Consider the following 20,958-nt stretch of genomic DNA (forward strand, 5'->3'; position numbering starts at 1 on the left):
GATGACAGCCCCTCGCCTCGCCACCTATTCCGTCCAGGGTGCAACCAAATATGGTGCCGTCGTCGACGGCGGCATCGTCGATCTCTCCGCGCGCCACGCCAAGGACTATCCGACACTGCGCGAGGTGATCGCAGCCGGCAAGCTGGCAAGCTTTGCAGAAGAAGCTGCCGGCCGTACGCCGGATCATGCGATCGCCGACATCACCTGGCTGCCGCCCGTGCCTGCGCCGGAAAAGATCATCTGCATCGGCGTCAACTATCCCGACCGCAATGCCGAGTACAAGGACGGCCAGGACGCACCGAAATATCCGAGCATGTTCATGCGCTCGCCCCGCTCCTTCGTCGGCCACGACACCCCGCTGGTGCGCCCACGCGCATCCGCGCAGCTCGACTATGAAGGCGAGATCGTGCTGGTGATCGGCAAGGCCGGCCGGCACATCCCGGAAGCCGCGGCGCTCGACCATGTCGCGGCGATCACGCTCTGCAACGAGGGCTCGGTGCGCGACTGGCTGCGGCACGCCAAGTTCAACGTCACCCAAGGCAAGAATTTCGATTCCAGCGGCAGCCTCGGCCCGTGGCTCGTGCCCTACACGCAGGAATCCCAGCTTGCCGATGTGCGTCTGACCACGCGCGTCAACGGTGAGCTCCGGCAGGACGACCGCTCCGGCCGGCTGATCTTCCCGTTCCGCTACCTCATCAACTACATCTCGACGTTCGCAACGCTCGTCCCCGGCGACATCATCGTCACGGGAACGCCGACCGGCGCCGGCGCGCGCTTCGATCCGCCGCGCTATCTGAAGCCCGGCGATGTCATCGAAGTCGAAGCCGACGGCATCGGCCTGTTGCGCAACGGCGTCGTCGACGAAGCCTGACATCTGGATTGGAAGACAACCATGACCACCCTCACCGGCGGCGAAGCGATCGTAAGCGGCCTTGTCGCGCATGGCGTCGACACCGTGTTCGGCCTGCCGGGCGCGCAGGTCTATGGGCTGTTCGACGCCTTCCACCAGGCACAGCTCAAGGTGATCGGCGCGCGGCACGAGCAGGCCTGCGGCTACATGGCGTTCGGCTATGCGCGCGCGAGCGGCAGGCCCGGCGTGTTCAGCGTGGTGCCCGGCCCCGGCGTGCTCAATGCGAGCGCTGCGCTCCTCACCGCCTTCGGCTGCAACGAGCCGGTGCTGTGCGTCACCGGCCAGGTGCCGACGGCCTTTCTCGGCAAGGGCCGCGGGCACCTGCATGAAATGCCGGACCAGCTCGCGACCCTGCGCAGCTATGTGAAATGGGCTGATAGAATCGAAGCGCCGGCCAACGCGCCGACGGTCGTCGCGCGCGCGTTCCAGGAGATGCTGTCGGGACGTCGCGGCCCCGCCTCGGTCGAGATGCCCTGGGACATCTTTACGCAGCGCGCCGACACGGCGTCTGCGCAGGTGTTTGCGCCCTTGCCTCCACCGCAACCCGATCCTGACGCCGTGAAGCAGGCCGCTAGCCTGATCAAGGCTGCGAAGGCGCCGATGATCTTCGTCGGCAGCGGCGCAATCGATGCGCGCGAGGAGATCCTCGAGCTCGCCGAGATGATCGATGCCCCCGTCGTCGCGTTCCGAAGCGGTCGCGGCATCGTCTCCAATGCGCACGAGCTCGGGCTCACCATGGCGGCCGCCTACAAGCTGTGGCCGAACACTGATCTCATGATCGGCATCGGCACGCGCCTGGAGTTGCCGACCATGTCGCGCTGGCCTTATCGTCCGGACAGATTGAAGAGCATCCGGATCGATATCGACCCGGTCGAGATGCGACGCTATCCGGCCGACGCGCCGGTCATTGCCGATGCCAAGGCCGCGACCGCAGATCTCGTCGCTGCCGTGCGCAAAGTTGGCTACAGCAAGACCAATCGCCGCCGCGCCGCGATCCGTGAGGCCTCCGCCTCCGCGCAAGTGGAGATCCAGCGCATCCAGCCGCAGATGGCGTATCTCAACATCCTGCGCGAGGTGCTGCCGGCGAACGCGATCGTCACCGATGAATTGTCGCAGGTCGGCTTCGCCTCCTGGTACGGCTTTCCGATCTACGAGCCGCGCACCTTCATCACCTCGGGCTATCAGGGCACGCTCGGCTCCGGCTTCCCTACTGCGCTCGGCGCCAAGGTCGCCAATCCCGACAGGCCGGTCGTTGCGATCACCGGCGACGGCGGCTTCATGTTCGGCGTGCAGGAGCTTGCCACCGCCGTGCAGTTCAACATCGCCGTGGTGACGCTGGTGTTCAACAACAACGCCTATGGCAACGTGCGGCGCGACCAGCGCGAGCGCTTTGACGGCCGCGTGGTGGCGTCCGACCTCGTCAACCCGGATTTCGTCAAGCTCGCGGAGTCCTTTGGCGTCGCGGCCGCGCGCGTGACCTCACCGGATCATTTCGAGGCCGCACTGGAAAAGGCGCTCGTCCATGGCGGGCCGTATCTGCTGTCGATCGAAGTGCCGCGCGACTCGGAAGTCAGCCCCTGGGCGTTCATTCATCCGCCGAAGCCGTGATGTCGTTCCGGGGCGATGCGTAGCATCGAACCCGGAACCTTGAGATTCTCAGGTGCGCAATCGCGCACCATAGTTCGCGCTAACGCGCGCCCCGGAATGACAACGGAACCGTCAGCGCGTCTTGCGGAAGGTCAGATTGATCCGTTGACGGCCGAGCAGCGCATGCTCGCCGTCGGCAAGCGGCGCCACGCCATGATAGGCGAGCCGGGAGGATCCGCCCCACACCACGACATCGCCGTGCACCAACCGGAAACGGCGCGGTCTGTCGCTGCGCGCCATGCCACCAAACAGGAAGATCGCGGGAAGCCCGAGCGAGACCGACACGATCGGCGCTGAGAGATCCAGCTCGTCCTTGTCCTGATGCAGCGACAGCCGCGTGCCCGGCTCGTAGCGATTGACGAGGCACGCATCGGGCGCGAAGCCGGGAAAACCTCCCTCCTCGGCCGCGCGTCTCGCCAGGTCTCGGAATATCGGCGGCATCGCCGGCCACGGCTTTTCGGACAACGGATCGATCGGATCATAGCGATAACCGGTGTGATCGGTGATCCAGCCGCGCTCGCCGCAATTCGTCATCGCCACCGACATCTGGTAGCCGCCGGGCGTCGTCATCTGCCGAAACGACGACTGCGCCGTGATCGCGCGGACGGCGGCGATCAGCTCGTGCTCGATCGTCCCCGCAAATCCACGCAGCAGCACGGCTCCGTCCCCGACGTCTTCGCGCGACGGCTGCGCCTCGGCGAGAATATCGAACAAATCCGCCGTCAACGATCGCGCTCACTTTGCATCATGGAAGATCACACCCAGCGTGTGGCGCTGTCCGGACCGAATCCGGCTGACACCATGGCGCAGATTAACCCGATACGTGCGGCGCGTCCCCTGCACCGGGCGATGATGCACGGCAAAAGCCACCGCATCGCCCTGCAATAGCGGCACGACCTCGGCGCGCGACTGCATGCGCGGACGCTGCTCAGTCAGCACGAACTCGCCGCCGGTGAAATCGCGCCCGGCCTCGGAAAGCAGAATCGCGACCTGGATCGGAAACACGTGCTCGCCATAGAGATCCTGGTGCAGGCAGTTGTAGTCGCCGGCCTCGTATTGCAGCAGCAGCGGCGTTGGCCGGCTCTGGCCGGCATCGTGGCAGCGCTTGAGGAACGCCGAATGCGCCGCGGGATAACGGATATCGATCCCCATCGCCTCGTTCCAGCGATTGGCGATGCCGTGCAGATGCGCGTAGAGCGCCGGGCGAAGCTGCGCGATCAGGTCGGGGAGCGGATAGGAGAAATACTTGTACTCGCCGCGGCCAAAACCATGGCGGCTCATCACGATGCGGCTGCGGAAGTTTGCGTCGTCGGGATAGAGCGCGGCGATGTCACGACATTCCTCGGGTGCGAGCAGGCCCTTCAGGACGGCGCAGCCCTGCGCGTCGAGTTCGCCGGTGATCTGGGGCCAGTCGAGGGTGTCGACGTGGGCGGCGAGGTCGGCTGCCTCCTCTAGATCGGCGGAAACACGTTGCGCGATTGCCATAGCGATATCCTATCCACTTTTAGTCATTCCGGGGCGCGCCTCTTGGCGCGAGCCCGGAATCCATACTCCCGATCGTGGTTATGGATTCTCAGATGCGCAATTGCGCATCCTAGCTCGCGACTTCGTCGCGCCCCGGAACGACTGAAGTGGGTGTGGCAGATCACGGCCGCCATAACCACCCGATTTCCGTGAGCCCCAACCGCCCCAATTCCGTCCGGTTCCAACGCGAATTTGTGCCCGTTACCGGCTACTTCATTCCAACGCAACCGATGCGCAGATTTCTCATCATTGCCGCCAGGACGGTGCTGGCCGTGCTCTCGTTCGCGGCTGTGGGTCTGCTCGCCTTCGCCGGCTGGCTGGTCTGGCACTACGATTACGACATGGGACTGCCGACCGAAGCTCAGCTGGCGGCGATTGCGCCGACAGGCCCGGCGTGCAGGACCGATCCAAAGCGCGCCTATATTCCCCTCGTCGATATCCCGCCTCTGCTCCGAGACGCCGCAATCGCTTATGAACAGCCTGACTTCTACGAAGCCTGGTCGCTGAATCCGATTGCTGAAATTGCATTTGCCGTGGGCACTGGCCGCAGCCCCAGACCGGCCGGCATCACGCAATCCGTCGCGCGCTGCCTGCTGTCGCTCTCCCCGGGAACCGACCGACAGATCGACCCCATCGCCTCGATCTTCTTCATGCAGCGTGTCACCCGCAACCTGTCCCGAGACAGGATCCTTGAGATCTATCTCAATGAGAGCTATCGGGGCCGCGGTGCATATGGCGTGGCGGCCGGGGCGGAAGCCTACTTTGGAAAGCCACTCCCGGACATCGATGTCGATGAAATCGCGTTCATCACGGCGCGCGCGCGACAACCCAACCCAAGTCGATCTTTCGACACGCGTTCCCGAGATCACGTCATCGATCGCATGCAGACGGCCGGATTGATCAGCGAGACGCAGGCGGCAGCGGCAAAGAGCCGGCTGCTGCTGCTCAAGGACACGACGGGCGCTCAGGCCCAGCCGGTCAATCAATGATCGCGCCGATCAGCCAAGCACCGGCAACGTGATCACGTTATAGGCGTGCCGGATCGTGCGCCCCAGCACGGGATCCTCCAGCTCGAACTCGAAGCGGTCGGCCGGGCGGATGCCGCCCTTGGCGGCGAAGGTGCCGCCGAACATGGCGCAACCGTCAGGCAGATTCTTGCCGTCGAAGCCGCGCGCGATCAGCTCGGCAACCGGTAGCATCGCATCCAGCGTGCCCTCCTGGTAGAGCACACGCTCGCCGTTGATCCAAGCGTACGAGCGCAGGACCATCTTGTCCCAGTGGCCGATCACGTCCTCGAGTTCCCACAACACGGGCGCGACGACCTTGTCGCACATCTGCTTCGAGACGGTCACGCTGTAGGCCTCGACCTTGCGGTCGGTGTGGTCGGAGCCGCAGCCGACGAAGATGCGGCCCTGCCAGCCGATCAGCACGAACTCGACCTCGCCGGAGGACTCGCCGCCGGAACATTCGATGCTGTCTTCCATCGTCAATCGCCGCGCCGAGACGCGGTAGTAGATCGGCGTCGATGCTGGCCGCGCAATGCCGACCGCCTCGAGCTCCGCGATGTGCTTGTCGCGCGCGACGGGATCGCGGCCGGTCCAGCCGGCAATGACGGCCTGGTCAATCGCAAGCGTCAGCGGCGTTGTCGTGTCCTGGGCGTCGACGGTGAAGGTCAGGTCAAACACGGATCACGGCCTCCATGCCGGCAGCAAGCTCGAAAATGCGATGGTCCGATCCGCCGGCGCCCGCCAGCATCAGGCCGACGGGAACATCACCCGCGCGATGAGCAGGCAACGAGATAGCGCAGCCATCGATCATGTTGATCAGTGTGCAGTTGCGCAGGGCACGCAAGTTAGCCGTGGTGAACGCCTTGTCGTCGGCAAGGTCGGCGATCTTCGGCGGCGTATTGGCAGTGGTCGGCAGCACCAACGCGTCATAGGGCGCGATCCGCGCATTGACCCGCGCGATCAGCGAGCGGCGCTCGTTGAGGAGATCGATGTAGTCGGCCGCGCTCTGCGCCTCGCCGCGCATGATCCGCACCGCGACGCGAGGATCATAGACGTCGCCCTTGGCCGTGATGAGATAGCGGTGCCAGGCGTAGCTTTCGGCGGCCGCAAAGCCGCCCTTGGCGTTCATCGGGCCGATGTCGTGGAATTCCGACATCTCGATGCGCTCGATGGTAGCGCCGTGACTGGCGAGCGCTTCCAGCGCCCGCTCGAAGGTCTGCGCGACGGCTGTGTCGAGGTCGTCGAGCGCAATGGTGGTCGGCACCGCAAGCCGCATGCCCTTCACCGGCCGCGGCTTGAGCGGAACGATCGGCTCGTCCGCCAGCACGGCGTCGAGTACGGCGCAGCAACTGACCGTTCGCGCCAGGGGGCCGATGCTGTCGAGCGAGAATGACAGCGGCACTGAGCCATCGAGCGGCACGCGACGCTGCGTCGGCTTGTAGCCGACGATGCCGTTATAGGCCGCCGGGATGCGGCAGGAGCCGCCGGTGTCGGTGCCGAGCGCAGCATGAGCCATGCCGTCCAGCACGGACACTGCCGCGCCGGAGGACGAGCCGCCGGGCACGTGGCCCTCGGCCCGGTTCCAGGCCCCCTTCGGCGTGCCGAAATGCGGATTGATGCCGATGCCGGAATAGGCGAACTCGGTCATGTTGGTCCGCCCCATCACCACGAAGCCGGCGCGGCGCAGCCGCGCCACCACCGCCGCATCGTGCTCCGCCGGATCGGAATCGTCGAGCGCGCGGGAGCCGGCGCGCGTCGTCTGTCCCTTGATGTCGAAGAGGTCCTTGATCGAGATCGGAATGCCGGCATAGCGCGACGGCACCGCGTTGGCCTTGCGCAAGCCATCCATCGCATCAGCCGCGGCGAGCGCCGCTGCCTTGTCGACATGGACGAAGGTACGTTGGCCTTCGCCGGCCGGATCGGCGATCCTGGCGAGGCATTCCTCAACCAGCTTTCGGGAGGTCGTACGGCCGCTCTCGAGGTCTTCGGCAAGCTTCGCCAGTGTCGGAAAGTTGGGCATGTCTGTCTCACGGAATATTGGCACGCGCAATCTATCGCGCTGACTCAGTTCGACACAAGCATTGTGCGCGCGGCGGTATACTTACCATGCACACACATCGCTGGACCGTTGACGCCCAATAGTCAATTGTCGCATCAAGATCGAAACGGGCAGGCGCGAAGCCTGTGCCATGGGGAGGACTTGCTTGGGAGGATCTGCCGCAATGGCCGAACCGCAGCGCGCGCGACCGAAACCGACGCCGGAGACGCAGCATTTCTGGGACGGCACGAAAGCGGGCGAGCTGCGCCTGCAACGCTGCGACGCCTGCGCGCATGTCTATTTCCCGCCGCGTCCGTTCTGCCCCTCCTGCGCCTCGCGCAAAGTCTCTGTCTTCAAGGCGAGCGGCAAGGGTTTTCTCTACAGCTACGTGATCAATCACCGCCCCGCCGCGCCGGGCTTCACGCCGCCTTACGCGATCGCGGTGGTCGAGCTTGCGGAGGGACCGCGGATGATGAGCAACATCATCGACTGTCCGCAGACGCCGGAAGCGCTCGAGCTCGACATGAAGCTCGAGGTCGCCTTCCAGAAGCTCGACGACGCCATCACCCTCCCCGTGTTCCGTCCGGCGAAGGGATAGGCCATGCGCAGGAACCAAGTCGCCGTCGTGGGCGCGGCCGAAACAACCGAGCTCGGCGTCATCCCCAACATGTCGCAGCTCCAGCTTCATGCGGATGCAGCGCTCAATGCCATTGCGGACGCTGGGCTGAAGCTCTGCGACATCGACGGCTTTGCCACCGCCGTCGAGACCCCGCAGCAGGTCTGCCATTATCTCGGCATCAAGCCGACCTGGGTCGACGGTACGTCGGTCGGCGGCTGCTCGTTCATGCTGCATGTCCGTCACGCGGCCGCAGCGATCGAGGCCGGCCTGTGCAAGACCGTGCTGATCACCCATGCCGAGAGCGGCAAGTCGATGATCGGCAAGCAGCCGCGCTTTACCGCGCCGGACAGCCTCAACGGCCAGTTCGAGGCCCCCTTCGGCGTCTACGGCCCGCCCAGCATGTTCCCGATTCCCGTGCTGCGCTTCATGAAGACCTACGGCATCACCCACGAGCAGCTTGCGATGGTGGCGGTGGTGCAGCGGGAATGGGCGGCGAAGAATCCGCGCGCGATGATGAAGGAGCCGATCACGGTCGCTGATGTCCTCAACTCGCGCATGATCGCCTATCCGTTCCGGCTGCTGCAATGCTGCCTCGTCACCGACGGCGGCGGCGCGCTGATCCTGACCTCGGCCGACCGCGCCAAGGATTTTCCGCGCAAGCCGGTCTACATCATGGGCACCGGCGAAAGCGTCGAGACGCCGATGGTCAGCCAGATGGAGACCTTTAATTCCTCGCGTGCCTTCAAGGTCGCGGGGCCCCTTGCCTTCAAGGAGGCCGGCATCGCGCATGGGGACGTCGACCATCTCATGATCTACGATGCCTTTGCGCATCTGCCGCTGTTCGGCCTCGGCGATCTCGGCTTCATGCCCTATGAGGAGACCGGCAGTTTCATCGCCGACGGCAACACGCGGCCGGGCGGCAAGCTACCGCTCAACACCAATGGCGGCGGCCTCTCCTACATGCATTCGGGCATGTACGGCATGTACGCGCTGCAGGAGAGCGTGCGCCAGATGCGCGGCATCGCGCCGGCGCAGGTGCCCAACGCAAAGATTTCGGTGTGCCACGGCGTCGGCGGCATGTTCGCGGCGTCCGGCACGATCGTGTTTACGAACGAAAGGTAGGCACCTGTCATTCCACATTGCGCAATTGCGCAATGGGGGCGTCGCGTAAGTGACGAGCCCGGAATCCATAACCACGATCGGGAGTATGGATTGCGGGCCTGCGCCTTGCGGCGCATCCCGGAATGACGACGGAAGTTGGATCGATAGCGGAGAACCCACATGACGAATTCACTGCAGGACAAGGTCGTCGTCGTCACCGGCGCAGGGCGCGGCATCGGACGGGAGATCGCGCTGCTGTGCGCGGCCGAGGGCGCCAAGGTCGTCGTCAACGATCCCGGCGGCGCATCGGATGGCTCGGGCTCCAGCGCCGCACCCGCCGAGGAGGTGGTCGAGGAGATCAAGAAACGCGGTGGCACGGCGGTCGCCAATTTCGAGAGCGTCGCGGAAGCCATTCCCGCCAGCAAGATCGTCAAGACCGCGACCGATCATTTCGGCCGGCTCGACGGCGTCGTCAACAACGCCGGCATTCTGCGCGACATGATCTTCCACCGCATGAGCGTGGAAGCCTTCGAGGCCGTCATCAAGGTGCACCTGATGGGCTCGTTCTACGTCTCCCACGCCGCCGCACGGCTGTTCCGCGAGCAGGAGAGCGGCTCCTTCGTGCACTTCACCTCGACCTCCGGTCTGATCGGCAATTTTGGCCAAGCCAACTATGCCGCCGCCAAGCTCGGTATCGTCGGCCTGTCGAAGTCGATCGCGCTCGACATGAACCGCTTCAACGTGCGCTCGAACTGCGTCTCGCCGTTCGCCTGGAGCCGCATGATCGGCACGATCCCGACCGAGACCGAGGCCGAGAAGGCACGCGTGGCGAAAATCCAGAAGATGGGGCCCGAATTGATCGCGCCGGTCGTCGCCTATCTCCTCAGTGACGCCGCCAAGGACGTCACCGGGCAGATCTTTGCCGTGCGCATGAACGAAATCTTCCTGATGAGCCAGTCGCGCCCCATCCGCTCGGTCCAGAGCAGCGACGGCTGGACGCCGCAGTCGATCGCCGAGCATGCGATGCCGGCGCTCAAGGGCTCGTTCTACAAGCTCGATCGCTCGGCCGACATCTTCACCTGGGATCCGGTGTGAGCATCCTTTGGTCATTCCGGGGCGGCTCGCAGAACCGAACCCGGAATGACAGGCGGTGAAGCTAGCCCGTATTCCGCAAGCCCGCCGAGATGCCGTTGATGGTGAGCTGAATACCGCGCAGCACCTGCTCGTCCGGATTCTGCGCGCGGTGCTCCTTCAAGAGCTCGACCTGCACGTGGTTGAGCGGGTCGAGATAAGGGAAGCGGTGGCGCACGGAGCGCTCGAGCAGAGGGTTGCCCTGGAGCAGCCGGTCCTGGCCCATGATATCGAGCAGCGTCTCGATGCATGAATGCCATTCGCGGCGGATGCGGCCGAAAATCTTTTCGCGCAAGGCTTCGTCCGGCACGAGCTCCGCATAGCGCGAGGCGATCGCGATCGAGCTCTTTGCGAGCACCATGTCCATGTTCGACAGCAGCATGCGGAAGAACGGCCATTCCTTGTAGAGCTCTTTGAGGAACGGCATGCCCTTGTCGGGATGCTCCGCGATCCAGGTCTCGACCGCGCTGCCAAAACCGTACCAGCCAGGCAGCATCAGGCGGCACTGCGCCCAGGAGAACACCCAGGGGATCGCGCGCAGATCCTCGATCGCGCGGGTCTTCTTGCGCGAGGCCGGGCGGCTGCCGATGTTGAGCGTCGCGATCTCGTTGATCACGGTCGACGACCAGAAATAATCGACGAAGCCGTCGGTCTCGTAGACGAGGCCGCGATAGGCCTTGAATGCGAGGCTCGACAGTTCATCCATCGCGGCCAGATATTCGCGCCGCGGCGCGCTCTGGCGCGGATGCAACAGGCTCGCCTCCAGCGTCGCAGCCGCAAGGATCTCCAGATTGTTGCGGCCGACTTCGGCGTTGGAATATTTCGACGAGATGATCTCGCCCTGCTCGGTGATGCGGATCTGGCCGTTCACAGCGCCACCCGGCTGCGCGATGATGGCGTCATAGCTCGGTCCGCCACCACGGCCAACCGAGCCGCCGCGGCCGTGGAACAGGCGCAGGCGCACGCCATGGCGCTCGAACACTTCGACGAGATTGATCTCCGCCTTATAGAGCTCCCAGCCCGAGGTGACGAAGCCGCCATCCTTGTTGCTGTCGGAATAGCCGAGCATCACCTCCTGCACGCTGCCGCGGCTGTCGACCAGACGGCGGTAGTCGTGCAGCGAGAGCATGCGGTCCATGATGCCGGAGGAGGCCTGCAAGTCCTCGATGGTCTCGAACAGCGGCACGACGTTGATGGCGCTGCGCCCCGACGGATTGACGAGACCGACCTCCTTGAGCAGAACGGCCACTTCGAGCATGTCCGACATGCCCTTGCACATCGAGATGATGCACTGGGGGATGGCGTCCGAGCCGAACTTCGCATGTGCTTCCGCGGCGGCATGGAAGACGTTGAGCTCGCCCATCGTCTCGTCGCTGTATTTGACGAATTGCGAGACCAGCGAGCGCGTGCTGCGCAATTCGTTGGTGAGCAGCGCAATGCGCGCCTCCTCGCCGAGCGCGAGATAGGACATGCCGGGGTTTGCCGCATCGATCAGCTCGGCGATGGTGCGCTCGTGCACCGCCGAGTTCTGGCGGATGTCGAGCCTTGCCAGATGGAAGCCGAAGCAATCCACCGCGCGCCGCAACAGTCGCAAGCGGCCGCGGGCGATGACGCGGGCATTGTTCGAGATCAGCGAGCGGTGCAGCACGTCGAGATCGGCCTGCAATTCCCTGACGCTCTCGTACGGCGCGCCCTTGCCGACCGGCCTGCGGGTGATCTCGACCTGGAGCTTTTCGGCCGTCGCGGTCAGACGGGCATAAATGCCGGAGACCGCGAGGCGATAGGGCTCGCCGCTCCGGTGCGGCGAAGTGTCGGGCGAGCGCTCGGCGAGCGCGCGCAGCTCCTCGGAAACGTCGGCGAGATGCGCCGCGATCGACAATTCCGAGCCGAGCACGTGCAGCTCGTTGAGATAGAACTGCATCACCCGGCTCGATTGCAGCCGCAGCGTGCCGCGCATCACGTCGGCGGTGACGAACGGATTGCCGTCGCGGTCGCCGCCGATCCAGCTTCCCATGCGCAGGAACGAGGCGAGCTCGGCGGCCGCCTGCTCGCCGCCCTCCTCCAGCCGGTCCTCCAGCGCGTTGATGAGGCGCGGGACCTCGCGAAGGAAGGTGTAGTCATAGAACGACAGGCCGTTGCCGACCTCGTCGAGCACGGTGAGCTTGGTCCGGCGCAACAGATTGGTCTGCCACAGCGTCAGCACCTCGCGCCGCAACTGCTCGTCGCTGGCCGCGGCCTCGTCTGCCGTCATGGCAAGGCGCTCGCGGCTGTCCAGCAGCGCCGCGATCTCCATCTCGCGGTCCATGGTGCTCTTGCGGCGGACCTCGGTCGGATGCGCCGTCAGCACCGGGCTGACGAGGGCCTCCTTGAAAAAGTTGCGTAACGCGTCGGCGCCCACGCCCGCGCTCTTGGCATGGCCCAGCGTCTCGGCCAGTACGCCCGATCCGCCGCGTGATCCAGTTTCCTTGGCCGCGCTGCGGGCGCGCATCTGGCGGATGTTGTTCTGGTCCTCGGCGATGTTGGCGAGGTGCGAGAAATAGCTGAAGGCGCGGACGATGCGCAGAGTATCGGGGATCGACATGCTGTCGAGGATCTGCTCGAGCTCGCGGCGGGCGAGCCGGTCCTCGTCACGGTGGAACCGGATCGAGGTCTGGCGGATGCGCTCGACCAGGTCGAACACGTCCGCGCCCTCCTGGTCACGTACCGTGTCGCCGAGGATGCGCCCGAGCAGGCGGATATCGTCCCGCAGCCGGACATCCGCCTCCAGCGCCTGGGCCTCCTCGGCGCGGTTGGAACGGTCGATCGCTGCGTCCGATGGTACGGTCTGGAGGGACATGGCTAAATTCCCTTCGAAGTCCCTTGGCTTCCCGGCCCAGCGAGTGTGCAAGTTTTTTGCCGCGGTGCAAGATAAACTTGGAGGCGGCGCACACCGGAGCCAAACGGGCAAAGTCGTACAGATGGTTTGCCCGAACGGTGCAAGCGGACTTCCATTTCCTCGAAATCAACCCCATGCAAAGTAGGGCTTGCCCGACGCATCCAAACAGAAACACAAGATATTGTGGCCCGTCGGCGCTAGGCCGGTACGATCGCTTTGCCGATCGGCCAGAGCGCGATGCCCGCGAGCTTCAGGTGGGCCCAGGCGAAGGGGATGCCGATGATGGTGACCGCCAGGATCACGGCGGTAACGAGGTGGCCGAGCGCCAGCCACCAGCCGGCGAGCAGGAACCAGATGATATTGCCAAGCAACCCGAGCGGGCCAGTGCCGATATCGCTCGCGCCGGTGACCTCGTCGCGCCGCACCGCCTTTGAGCCGAACGGCAGCAGCGTGTAGACGGCGATGTTGAACGCCGCCCGCGCCCAGGGCAGGCCGACGATGGTGATGGCCATGATGACGGAAGCCACCAGCCAGCCGAACGCCATCCAGGCACCGCCGATGAGAATCCAGAGCAAGTTGAGCAAAATAGAAACCGGAGCCATGGGATAATCCGCGGTCAATGATCGTGCTTGTATAAGCCCGAAAGCTATCGCTGCGAAGACATCTCCGAGATCCGCTCCCGTTTGACCACGCGCAACTTTCGCCACCCACTCGTGGCGGCGAGGCTCGTCGGAAATGAAGCGAAGCACATCTCGATTGATCTAAATCAACATCGCAGGATGCGACTTCTAGTTTCAATTTGGCGCGTGAGGAGATTTCGCCATGCGCGGGTTCAAGTACCTCTCGATCGCAACTTTTCTGCTCGTTGGAGGTCCGCTGTCGGACAGCGTGCCTTTCCGCTCAATTGCAAAAGCTGCCGACGAAACGCCCAAGGACATGCTGGCAGCTCAAATCCGCAGCCAAGGTATCGTTTGCAACAAGCCTCAGCGTGCGAACCGGGACACCGCGCGATCAAAGCCGGATCACGAGGTCTGGGTTCTGACGTGTGACAACGCAACGTACAGGATCAGCCGATATCCCGACATGGCTGCAAAGGTGGAGCAATTGCGATAGCCACATCGTCGATCAAGGGCTCGATAAGCCATGCCGGGTTCAGGTCCATCCCGCAGCCGGAGAAAGCAATGCCCAAATCGATCAACGAAAACAACTCGAACTCAGACAAGAGCAAGCTCAATCGCCGCGATATGTTGATGGCCAGCACCGCCGTTGCAGAGCGCACGGGGTGGCCCGACAGCGGGACCAAGTTCGGGGCACAACAATATTTCGACTGGTTCAAATACGAATTCTGGCGGTTCGCATTCGTTCAGCATCAGATCTTCCGGCCCGCCTGCTCCCAATAGGGGTCGCGCAGGCGGCGCTTGAAAATTTTTCCGGAATCTTCGCGCGGCAATTGGGCTCGGATCTCCACGTGCTTCGGCACCTTGTAGTCGGCCAAGTGTGCCTTCAGGCTGGCGCGGATGGAAACCTCATCCAGTGTCACGCCGGCTTGCGGCTCGACCACCGCCATCAGCGCCTCGCCGAACTCGGCATCGGGGATGCCGAATACCGCGCAATCGTGCACGCCGGGGATGGCGTGCAGCACGGCTTCGATCTCGGCCGGATAGATGTTGACGCCGCCCGAGATCACCATGTCGCGCTTGCGGTCGCAGATGAAGACGTAGCCGTCCGCGTCGATATAACCAACATCGCCCGAGGTGATGAAGCCGTCGCGGTCGATCTCGGTGCGCTTGTCCGGCTTGTTGTGATAGGTGAAGTCCGCGCTCTCGCGCATGCGCGAATAGATTTCACCGATCTCGCCGACGCCGAGCACGCGGCCATCTTCGCCAATGAAACGCAGCTCGGCGCCGGGCGAGATTTTGCCGACCGTGCCGGGCTTCTTCAACGCATCCTCTGACGTGGCGAAGGTCACGGCGCCGGATTCGGTCGAGCCGTAGAATTCGTGGATCACCGGCCCCCACCATTCGATCATGGCGCGCTTGACGTCGGGCGGGCACGGCGCGGCGGCGTGGATCACATGGCGCAGCGAGGAGACGTCGTATTTTTCGCGCACCGCCTCGGGCAGCTTCATCAGGCGGATGAACATGGTCGGCACCATGAAGATGGTGTCGATCGAAAGGCGCTCGATCAGCGCCAGAAACTCTTCCGGCTCGAACCGCGGCATCAGCACCAGCGCGCCGCCGAGCCGCCCTGCGCGAATGCCGAACGAGTTCGGCGCGGAATGATAGAGCGGTCCCGGCAATAGCGCGCGGGATCCGGGCTTCAGGCCATAGATCATCGCGCGCATGCGCTCTCCGGCAGCTTGCTGCTCCGGCGTCGGCGCGTGCCGGCGCACGCCCTTCGGATGGCCCGTGGTGCCCGACGTGTAGATCATGTTCATCGGCTGCGGCACGACGGGACCGTCATAGGGCTGGAATTGCGCAAGCCATGCCTCGAAATCGATCGCAAAATCCGGTGTTGCCGGATGACCGGGATCGATCTTGTAGGTGTTCAATATCTCAGGCGGCGTCGGCACGCTGAGCACGATGACGCCTTCAGGGATCGCCTCACGCAGGCTATGCAGCATGTCGGCATGCGCGATCAAAACCCGCGTGCCGGAGTCTTGCAGGATGTAGTTGATCTCGTCCGGTTTGAAATGCCAGTTGATCGGAACGCCGTAGGCACCCAGCCGCATCGCCGCGTAGGCGGCTTCCAGGAAGGCGATGTCGTTGCGCATGAGCATGCAGACGCAATCGCCTTGTCTGACGCCGAACTTGGCGAGGCCGCTTGCGATGCGGTTCGCGCGGTCGGCGACTGCGGCGTGGCTGCGGCGACGCTCGCCGGAGGCGAGGCCAAGGAAGAGTTGGGACGTTTCGCTCATTGTTGTTTTCCGATCTTTCGTCGGGTTGTGGTGATGTGGGTAGATGTCATTCCGGGGCGGCTCGAAGAGCCGAACCCGGAATCTCGAGGTTCCGGGTCTGGTCCTTCGGACCATCCCGGAACGACGGAAGGCTAATCCGCAAACCTCGGTGCGCGCTTCTCCATATTGGCCCGAACGGCTTCGGTCTGGTTCGCACTGCCGATCAGTTTTTGCTGCTCGACGGATTCGGCGAGCAGCGCGGGAGCCGGATCGACCGAAAGAGTATTCAGCATGCGCTTTGCCGCGCGGATCGCATCCGGGCTCTTGCCGGCGATCTCGCGCGCGACTTCGAGCGCCGCGATGCGCGGATCATCGCAAATACGCGTTGCGAGGCCGTATGACATCGCCTCCTGCGCCGAGAAGATGCGCCCCGTGTAAGTGAGCTCGCGCAGAATGTCGTCTCGCACGAGCGAAGCCAGGATCGGCGTGCCCGCCATGTCGGGCACGAGGCCCCATTTGATCTCCATGATCGACATCCGCGTATCGGGCGCGACGAAGCGCATGTCGGCGCCGAGCGCGAGCTGGAAGCCGCCGCCGAAGGCGACGCCATGCACCGCCGCGATGACGGGCACCGGGAGCTGACGCCAGCCCCACACCGCCTGCTGCGCAAAATTCGCCTTGCCGTGCGTGCGCGCGGTGAGATCGCGATTTTCGCCACCCGGAATTCCGTTGCCGCCCTTCTCCTTCATGGCGGCAAAACGACCCATGTCGAGGCCGGCGCAGAACGCCCGCCCCTCGCCTGAGAGCACCACGGCGCGCACGCCTTTTTCTTTGGAAAGACGGTCGGTTGCGTCGACCAATGCCTGAAACATCGCCTGATCCAGCGCATTCATCTTGTCCGCCCGCACCAGGCGCACGTCGGCGACGCCTTCCGAAATCGAAATCGAGACGCGCTCTTCCATCGACGAATTCTCCCCTGATCTTGAACGGCAGCCGCTTTACAGAAAGGCGGCGGCCGGATTTAGTCAATCGACCAATTAACTCATAAATCCACCGAGGGGAAACGCCATGTTCAAGGAAAATCTTCTGGCCGGCCGGCGCATCCTTGTGACCGGCGGCGGCACCGGTCTCGGCAAATCGATGGCGGCGCGCTTTCTCCAGCTCGGCGCCGAGGTGCACATCTGTGGCCGGCGCAAGATCGTGTGCGACGAGACCGCGACCGAGCTGATGGATCTCTACGGCGGCCGCGTCACCAGCCACGGGGTCGACATCCGCAACGCGCTCGCGGTCGAGGAGATGATCGAGAACATCTTTCGCGATGGCGCGCTGACCGACCTCATCAACAACGCCGCCGGCAACTTCATCTCGCGCACGGAAGAGCTCTCGCCGCGCGGCTTCGATGCAGTCGCCAACATCGTCATGCACGGCACGTTCTACGTGACGCACGCGGTGGGCAAGCGCTGGATCGCCGCGAAGCAGCCGGGCAACGTCGTCTCGATCACCGTGACCTGGGTGCGCAACGGCTCGCCTTACGTCGTGCCGTCGGCGATGAGCAAGTCGGCGATCCACGCCATGACGATGTCGCTTGCGACCGAATGGGGCCGCCACGGCATCCGGCTGAACACGATCGCGCCCGGCGAAATTCCAACCGAGGGCATGAGCAAACGCATCAAGCCGGGCGATGAGGCCGGCGCGCGCACCAAGGCGATGAACCCGATGGGCCGCGTCGGCACCATGGAGGAACTACAGAACCTCGCTGTGTTCCTGATCTCCGGCGGCTGCGACTGGATCAACGGCGAGACCATCGCCATGGACGGCGCGCAGGCGCTCGCCATGGGCGGCAATTTCTACCAGCTCCGCGACTGGAGCGACGACGACTGGAACACCGCCCGCGAGAGTATCAAGGCGCAAAACGAGAAGGACCGGGCCGCGCGGGGGTGACCTCGTGCCCCGGACGCAGCGCAGCGCGCCGCACTTGCGGCGTGGTGCGCTGCTGAGCCGGGGCCCATCTCGGCCACATCAAGTCTGGGTCCCGGCTCTGCGCAGCAACGCTCCGCGTTGCAGCGCGTCCGGGACACGAAACCATCCAGCCTTTACCTTGTCTTCGCGCGAAGACTTTCCGGCGCCAACTGCGCGAGCCGGATAGAGCGGGGAAGGACCGGCGGGTGAATTGATCTCAATCGTCGTCCCGGGGCGCGCACAGCGCGAGCCCGGGACCCATAACCACAGGATGTGGTTTGGCGAAGACTCTTAACTCCGATCTCGCGCCACGATTTCTCCCTGGGGGTATGGATCCCGGGCTCGCGCTTCGCGCGCACCGGGACGACTCGGGGAGAGAGACATCGCACTAAGCGCCATTCAACGCGCGTTATCCGCAAGTCTCAATGCTTTCCCGGCCCCATATACCCAAACAAGAATCCCGCCACCTTCCGCATCTGGATTTCCTCGCTGCCTTCGGTGATGCGGTAGCGGCGGTGGTGGCGGTAGATGTGCTCAAAGGGCTTGTGGCGTGAATAGCCCATGCCGCCATGGACCTGCATGGCGCGGTCGGCGGCTTCGCAGCACAGGCGGTTTGCCCAGTAGTTGCACATCGAGACGCGGTCGGAGAGCGTGCGCTCGATCTGCTCCTCGGTGAGCTTGTCCATCTCCCAGGCGGTCTTGCGGATCAACAGGCGCAGCATCTCGGCTTGGGTGGCAAGCTCGACCAGCGGAAACTGGATCGCCTGGTTCTCGGCGAGCGCCTTGCCGAACGGCTTTCGCTCGCGCGCATATTTCACGCTCTCGTTGATGCAATAGACGGCGGCGCCAAGCGAGCTTGCCGCCTGCCGGATGCGGTTCTGGTGGACAAAACATTGCGCGAGCGAGAGTCCCCGGCCGACCTCGCCGAACAGCGCATCCTCAGGCACGAACACGTCGGTGAAGCTGACACGCGGATGGTCGGTCGGCATGTTGAAGGTCCACATGTATTCTTCGACCCTGACGCCATGGCTGTTCGCCGGCACCAAAAAGCAGGTGATGCCGCGCGCATCGCCATCATCGCCGCTCGTGCGCGCAAACAGCGCACAGTGGGTGGCGACATGCATGCCTGTCGTCCACATCTTCTCGCCGTTGATGATCCAGCCCTTGACGTTGTCGCGGGTTGCCGGCACGGCGCGCGTCTCCATGTGGGTCGCGTCGGAGCCATGATGCGGCTCGGTCAGGCCGAAGGTGATGCGATACTTCCCCCTGATCGATCCGTCGATCATCGCCTTCTGGTCGTCGCGACCGTAGCGGTCCAGCATGGTGACGACGGGGAAATTGCCGACGATGGAATGCTCGTTCTGAAGATCGTTGTGCAGGCCGAGACCCTTTGCGGCGAAATGCTCGCGGATCACGGCCATCCAGAGATTTGAGCCGTCCTTGCCGCCATATTGCCGCGCCACGGCAAAGCGCAGATGACCGGCGGCATCCGCGGCGTCCTTTGCCTTGCGCAGCAGCGCTTCCCATTCATGCCGCGGCAGGCCGCCATTCTCGAAATCGGTGCGCGCCCATTCGCGACGATGGTCGAAGAAGCGGATGTTGTCGTCAGCCTTCTCCAGCGGCTTGATCTCGCGTTCGATGAAACGGTCGAGCTCTTCGAGATAGGCGACGAGATCGGCAGGCAATGAGAAATCCACGGCAGTCTCTCCCGGATCAGTCTTGTTGTTTTTGCGTTAAGGCGCTACGCGCGTTGTTGCTTGCTGCAATTAAGGTGAGAAGAGCGTGGGCAAGTCAAGCAAGCCGAGAGGCGCGACTTACGCAACGCGCGCTTGCGCAATTGGATGGTGCTCACATTCGGACGCGCGTTAGTATGGGGATCAATTCCTTCCAACAGAAAATGCGGGAGCGACCATGGAGCTGAAATTTTCCAAAGTGGAACGCAAGGGTCCGATCACCATCGTCACGCTCTCGCGTCCCGAGGTCTACAACGCGCTGCACACCGACGCGCATTTCGAGCTCAACAAGGTGTTTGACGATTTCTCCGCCGATCCCGAACAGTGGATCGCGATCGTCACCGGCGCCGGCGACAAGGCGTTCTGCGCCGGCAACGACCTGAAATGGCAGGCAGCCGGAGGAAAACGCGGCTGGGACAAGGGCGGCTTTGCCGGGCTCACCTCGCGCTCCGACTGCGACAAGCCGATCATCGCCGCCGTCAACGGCGTCGCCATGGGCGGCGGCTTCGAGATCGCGCTCGCCTGCGACCTGATCATCGCCTCTGAAAACGCAACCTTCGCGCTGCCCGAGCCGCGGGTCGGCCTTGCCGCGCTCGCCGGCGGCCTGCATCGCCTGCCGCGCCAGATCGGATTGAAGCGAGCCATGGGCATGATCCTCACCGCGCGTCACGTCAGCGCCAAGGAAGGTCTCGAGCTCGGCTTCGTCAACGAGGTGGTTCCGCAGGGCGAGGCGCTCAACGCCGCGCTGCGCTGGGCGGAGATGATCACCAAGAACTCGCCAATGTCGATCCGCGCATCGAAGCAGACCATCCAGAAGGGACTCGGTGTCTCGCTTGAGCAGGCGATCGAGGAGCAGCGGGAGTACCCGGCCGTGAAAGCGATGGTCGCCTCGCAGGACTACATCGAGGGACCCAAGGCGTTTTCCGAGAAGCGGCCGCCGAAGTGGCTGGGGCGGTAGGGTCTCTCCCCCTTCGTCATTCCGGGACGCGCCGACAGGCGCGAGCCCCGGAATGACAGCGGAGAGAGTGGCGCGACTGTCCCAACGCCGTCAGCGAGCGCAGCGAAGCAATCCAGACTGTCACCGCGGAAAGATTCTGGATTGCTTCGCTGCGCTCGCAATGACGGAGAATGGGAACCACCTACCCACCCCTCGACAGCTCCCGCTTGTAAGACGCGTAGTTCGGCTGATCCACCGCGAGCTTGTCCATCGTGGTCTGCCAGAGATGCCCGGCGAGGCCCGGCGTTGCGAGATCCGCCTCGCCCTTCGCGATGCGCTCCGCGAGCGCGCGGTTGAGCTCGGTCACCGAGCCGTCCATACCAAGCAGCGCGCGCAGCCGCGCCACCTCCTTCGCATCACTTCCCTCCTCCAGCGCCAACTGCCGCGTCACAAGATCGAGGGCGTTGATGGCCACGCGCAGCTTGAACGCCTGGTGGCCAGTGATCAGGGGCGTGATGTCGCTGCGCAGGAAGTCGGCGACAGCCTTGGTCAGTTCGATGGGCGTGGGCTCGTCCTGCATG

19 protein-coding genes are annotated in these 20,958 nt (G+C 64.2%); 9 read left to right on the forward strand and 10 right to left on the reverse strand.

Translation table 11 applies throughout. The annotated features are described in order from the left end of the window. The first annotated feature begins 1 nt into the window (after position 1). A complete protein-coding gene (locus NLN62_RS00415) occupies positions 2 to 871 on the forward strand; it encodes a fumarylacetoacetate hydrolase family protein (protein WP_027528223.1) in 870 nt (289 codons plus the stop codon). Positions 872 to 892: 21 nt separating this feature from the next. Then, positions 893 to 2,518 (forward strand): thiamine pyrophosphate-dependent enzyme, encoded by a 1,626-nt coding sequence (locus NLN62_RS00420; protein WP_254106972.1) that lies wholly within the window; start codon positions 893 to 895, stop codon positions 2,516 to 2,518. Positions 2,519 to 2,629: 111 nt separating this feature from the next. Here NLN62_RS00420 and alkB read toward each other — a convergent pair whose 3' ends face one another. Together alkB and NLN62_RS00430 are read right to left on the reverse strand one after the other, a co-directional pair. After that, positions 2,630 to 3,283: a DNA oxidative demethylase AlkB gene (alkB, locus tag NLN62_RS00425; protein WP_254106973.1), complete on the reverse strand. Its 654-nt coding sequence runs from the start codon at positions 3,281 to 3,283 to the stop codon at positions 2,630 to 2,632. A 9-nt stretch (positions 3,284 to 3,292) separates the two neighbouring features. Beyond that, complete coding sequence (locus tag NLN62_RS00430) at positions 3,293 to 4,042, reverse strand: 2OG-Fe(II) oxygenase (protein WP_254106974.1); 750 nt, start codon at positions 4,040 to 4,042, stop codon at positions 3,293 to 3,295. A 152-nt stretch (positions 4,043 to 4,194) separates the two neighbouring features. On the opposite strand from NLN62_RS00430, the gene NLN62_RS00435 reads away from it, so the two are divergent. Then, on the forward strand, positions 4,195 to 5,070 hold the full coding sequence (locus NLN62_RS00435; RefSeq protein ID WP_254106975.1) for a transglycosylase domain-containing protein: 876 nt from the start codon (positions 4,195 to 4,197) through the stop codon (positions 5,068 to 5,070). A gap of 9 nt (positions 5,071 to 5,079) precedes the next feature. Here the strand turns inward: NLN62_RS00435 and NLN62_RS00440 are convergent, their stop codons facing one another. After that, on the reverse strand, positions 5,080 to 5,766 hold the full coding sequence (locus NLN62_RS00440) for a DUF2848 domain-containing protein (protein WP_254106976.1): 687 nt from the start codon (positions 5,764 to 5,766) through the stop codon (positions 5,080 to 5,082). Further along, a complete protein-coding gene (locus NLN62_RS00445) occupies positions 5,759 to 7,108 on the reverse strand; it encodes an amidase (protein ID WP_254106977.1) in 1,350 nt (449 codons plus the stop codon). Before NLN62_RS00445 ends, NLN62_RS00440 begins: the two co-directional genes overlap by 8 nt. Before the next feature lie 202 nt (positions 7,109 to 7,310). On the opposite strand from NLN62_RS00445, the gene NLN62_RS00450 reads away from it, so the two are divergent. From NLN62_RS00450 to NLN62_RS00460, 3 genes are all read left to right on the forward strand, one after another. Continuing rightward, positions 7,311 to 7,724 (forward strand): Zn-ribbon domain-containing OB-fold protein, encoded by a 414-nt coding sequence (locus tag NLN62_RS00450; RefSeq protein WP_254106978.1) that lies wholly within the window; start codon positions 7,311 to 7,313, stop codon positions 7,722 to 7,724. Between the two features lie 3 nt (positions 7,725 to 7,727). Further along, entirely contained in the window at positions 7,728 to 8,867 is a 1,140-nt protein-coding gene (locus NLN62_RS00455; protein WP_254106979.1) for a thiolase, read from the forward strand. 159 nt (positions 8,868 to 9,026) lie between these two features. Next, positions 9,027 to 9,941 carry an SDR family NAD(P)-dependent oxidoreductase gene (locus NLN62_RS00460; protein WP_027528231.1) on the forward strand — a complete coding sequence of 305 codons (915 nt, stop codon included), beginning with the start codon at positions 9,027 to 9,029 and terminating at the stop codon, positions 9,939 to 9,941. Positions 9,942 to 10,002: 61 nt separating this feature from the next. Here the strand turns inward: NLN62_RS00460 and ppc are convergent, their stop codons facing one another. Continuing rightward, positions 10,003 to 12,813, reverse strand: a complete 2,811-nt coding sequence (gene ppc, locus NLN62_RS00465; RefSeq protein ID WP_027528232.1) for a phosphoenolpyruvate carboxylase — start codon at positions 12,811 to 12,813, stop codon at positions 10,003 to 10,005. Positions 12,814 to 13,049: 236 nt separating this feature from the next. Next, positions 13,050 to 13,454, reverse strand: coding sequence for a YccF domain-containing protein (locus tag NLN62_RS00470; protein ID WP_027528233.1), 405 nt, complete (start codon positions 13,452 to 13,454; stop codon positions 13,050 to 13,052). Positions 13,455 to 14,033: 579 nt separating this feature from the next. Here NLN62_RS00470 and NLN62_RS00475 point away from each other — a divergent pair. Beyond that, on the forward strand, positions 14,034 to 14,252 hold the full coding sequence (locus NLN62_RS00475) for a hypothetical protein (RefSeq protein WP_254106980.1): 219 nt from the start codon (positions 14,034 to 14,036) through the stop codon (positions 14,250 to 14,252). Here NLN62_RS00475 and NLN62_RS00480 read toward each other — a convergent pair. Together NLN62_RS00480 and NLN62_RS00485 are read right to left on the reverse strand one after the other, a co-directional pair. Next, positions 14,222 to 15,769: an acyl-CoA synthetase gene (locus NLN62_RS00480; protein ID WP_254106981.1), complete on the reverse strand. Its 1,548-nt coding sequence runs from the start codon at positions 15,767 to 15,769 to the stop codon at positions 14,222 to 14,224. The two genes, NLN62_RS00475 and NLN62_RS00480, sit on opposite strands and share 31 nt — an antisense overlap. A 131-nt stretch (positions 15,770 to 15,900) precedes the next feature. Beyond that, positions 15,901 to 16,710: a crotonase/enoyl-CoA hydratase family protein gene (locus NLN62_RS00485; RefSeq protein ID WP_254106982.1), complete on the reverse strand. Its 810-nt coding sequence runs from the start codon at positions 16,708 to 16,710 to the stop codon at positions 15,901 to 15,903. Positions 16,711 to 16,816: 106 nt separating this feature from the next. Between NLN62_RS00485 and NLN62_RS00490 the strand changes: the two genes are divergently transcribed. After that, positions 16,817 to 17,689 (forward strand): SDR family oxidoreductase, encoded by an 873-nt coding sequence (locus tag NLN62_RS00490; protein WP_027528237.1) that lies wholly within the window; start codon positions 16,817 to 16,819, stop codon positions 17,687 to 17,689. A gap of 440 nt (positions 17,690 to 18,129) precedes the next feature. On the opposite strand, the gene NLN62_RS00495 is transcribed toward NLN62_RS00490, so the two are convergent. Beyond that, positions 18,130 to 19,404 (reverse strand): acyl-CoA dehydrogenase family protein, encoded by a 1,275-nt coding sequence (locus tag NLN62_RS00495; RefSeq protein ID WP_254106983.1) that lies wholly within the window; start codon positions 19,402 to 19,404, stop codon positions 18,130 to 18,132. A gap of 214 nt (positions 19,405 to 19,618) precedes the next feature. On the opposite strand from NLN62_RS00495, the gene NLN62_RS00500 reads away from it, so the two are divergent. Continuing rightward, a complete protein-coding gene (locus NLN62_RS00500; protein ID WP_027525861.1) occupies positions 19,619 to 20,398 on the forward strand; it encodes an enoyl-CoA hydratase-related protein in 780 nt (259 codons plus the stop codon). Between the two features lie 181 nt (positions 20,399 to 20,579). Here NLN62_RS00500 and NLN62_RS00505 read toward each other — a convergent pair whose 3' ends face one another. Next, positions 20,580 to 20,957 (reverse strand): DUF6285 domain-containing protein, encoded by a 378-nt coding sequence (locus NLN62_RS00505; protein WP_254106984.1) that lies wholly within the window; start codon positions 20,955 to 20,957, stop codon positions 20,580 to 20,582. Between the last annotated feature and the right edge of the window lies 1 nt (position 20,958).

It is taken from the genome of Bradyrhizobium sp. CCGUVB23 (assembly GCF_024199885.1).
Classification (GTDB): domain Bacteria; phylum Pseudomonadota; class Alphaproteobacteria; order Rhizobiales; family Xanthobacteraceae; genus Bradyrhizobium.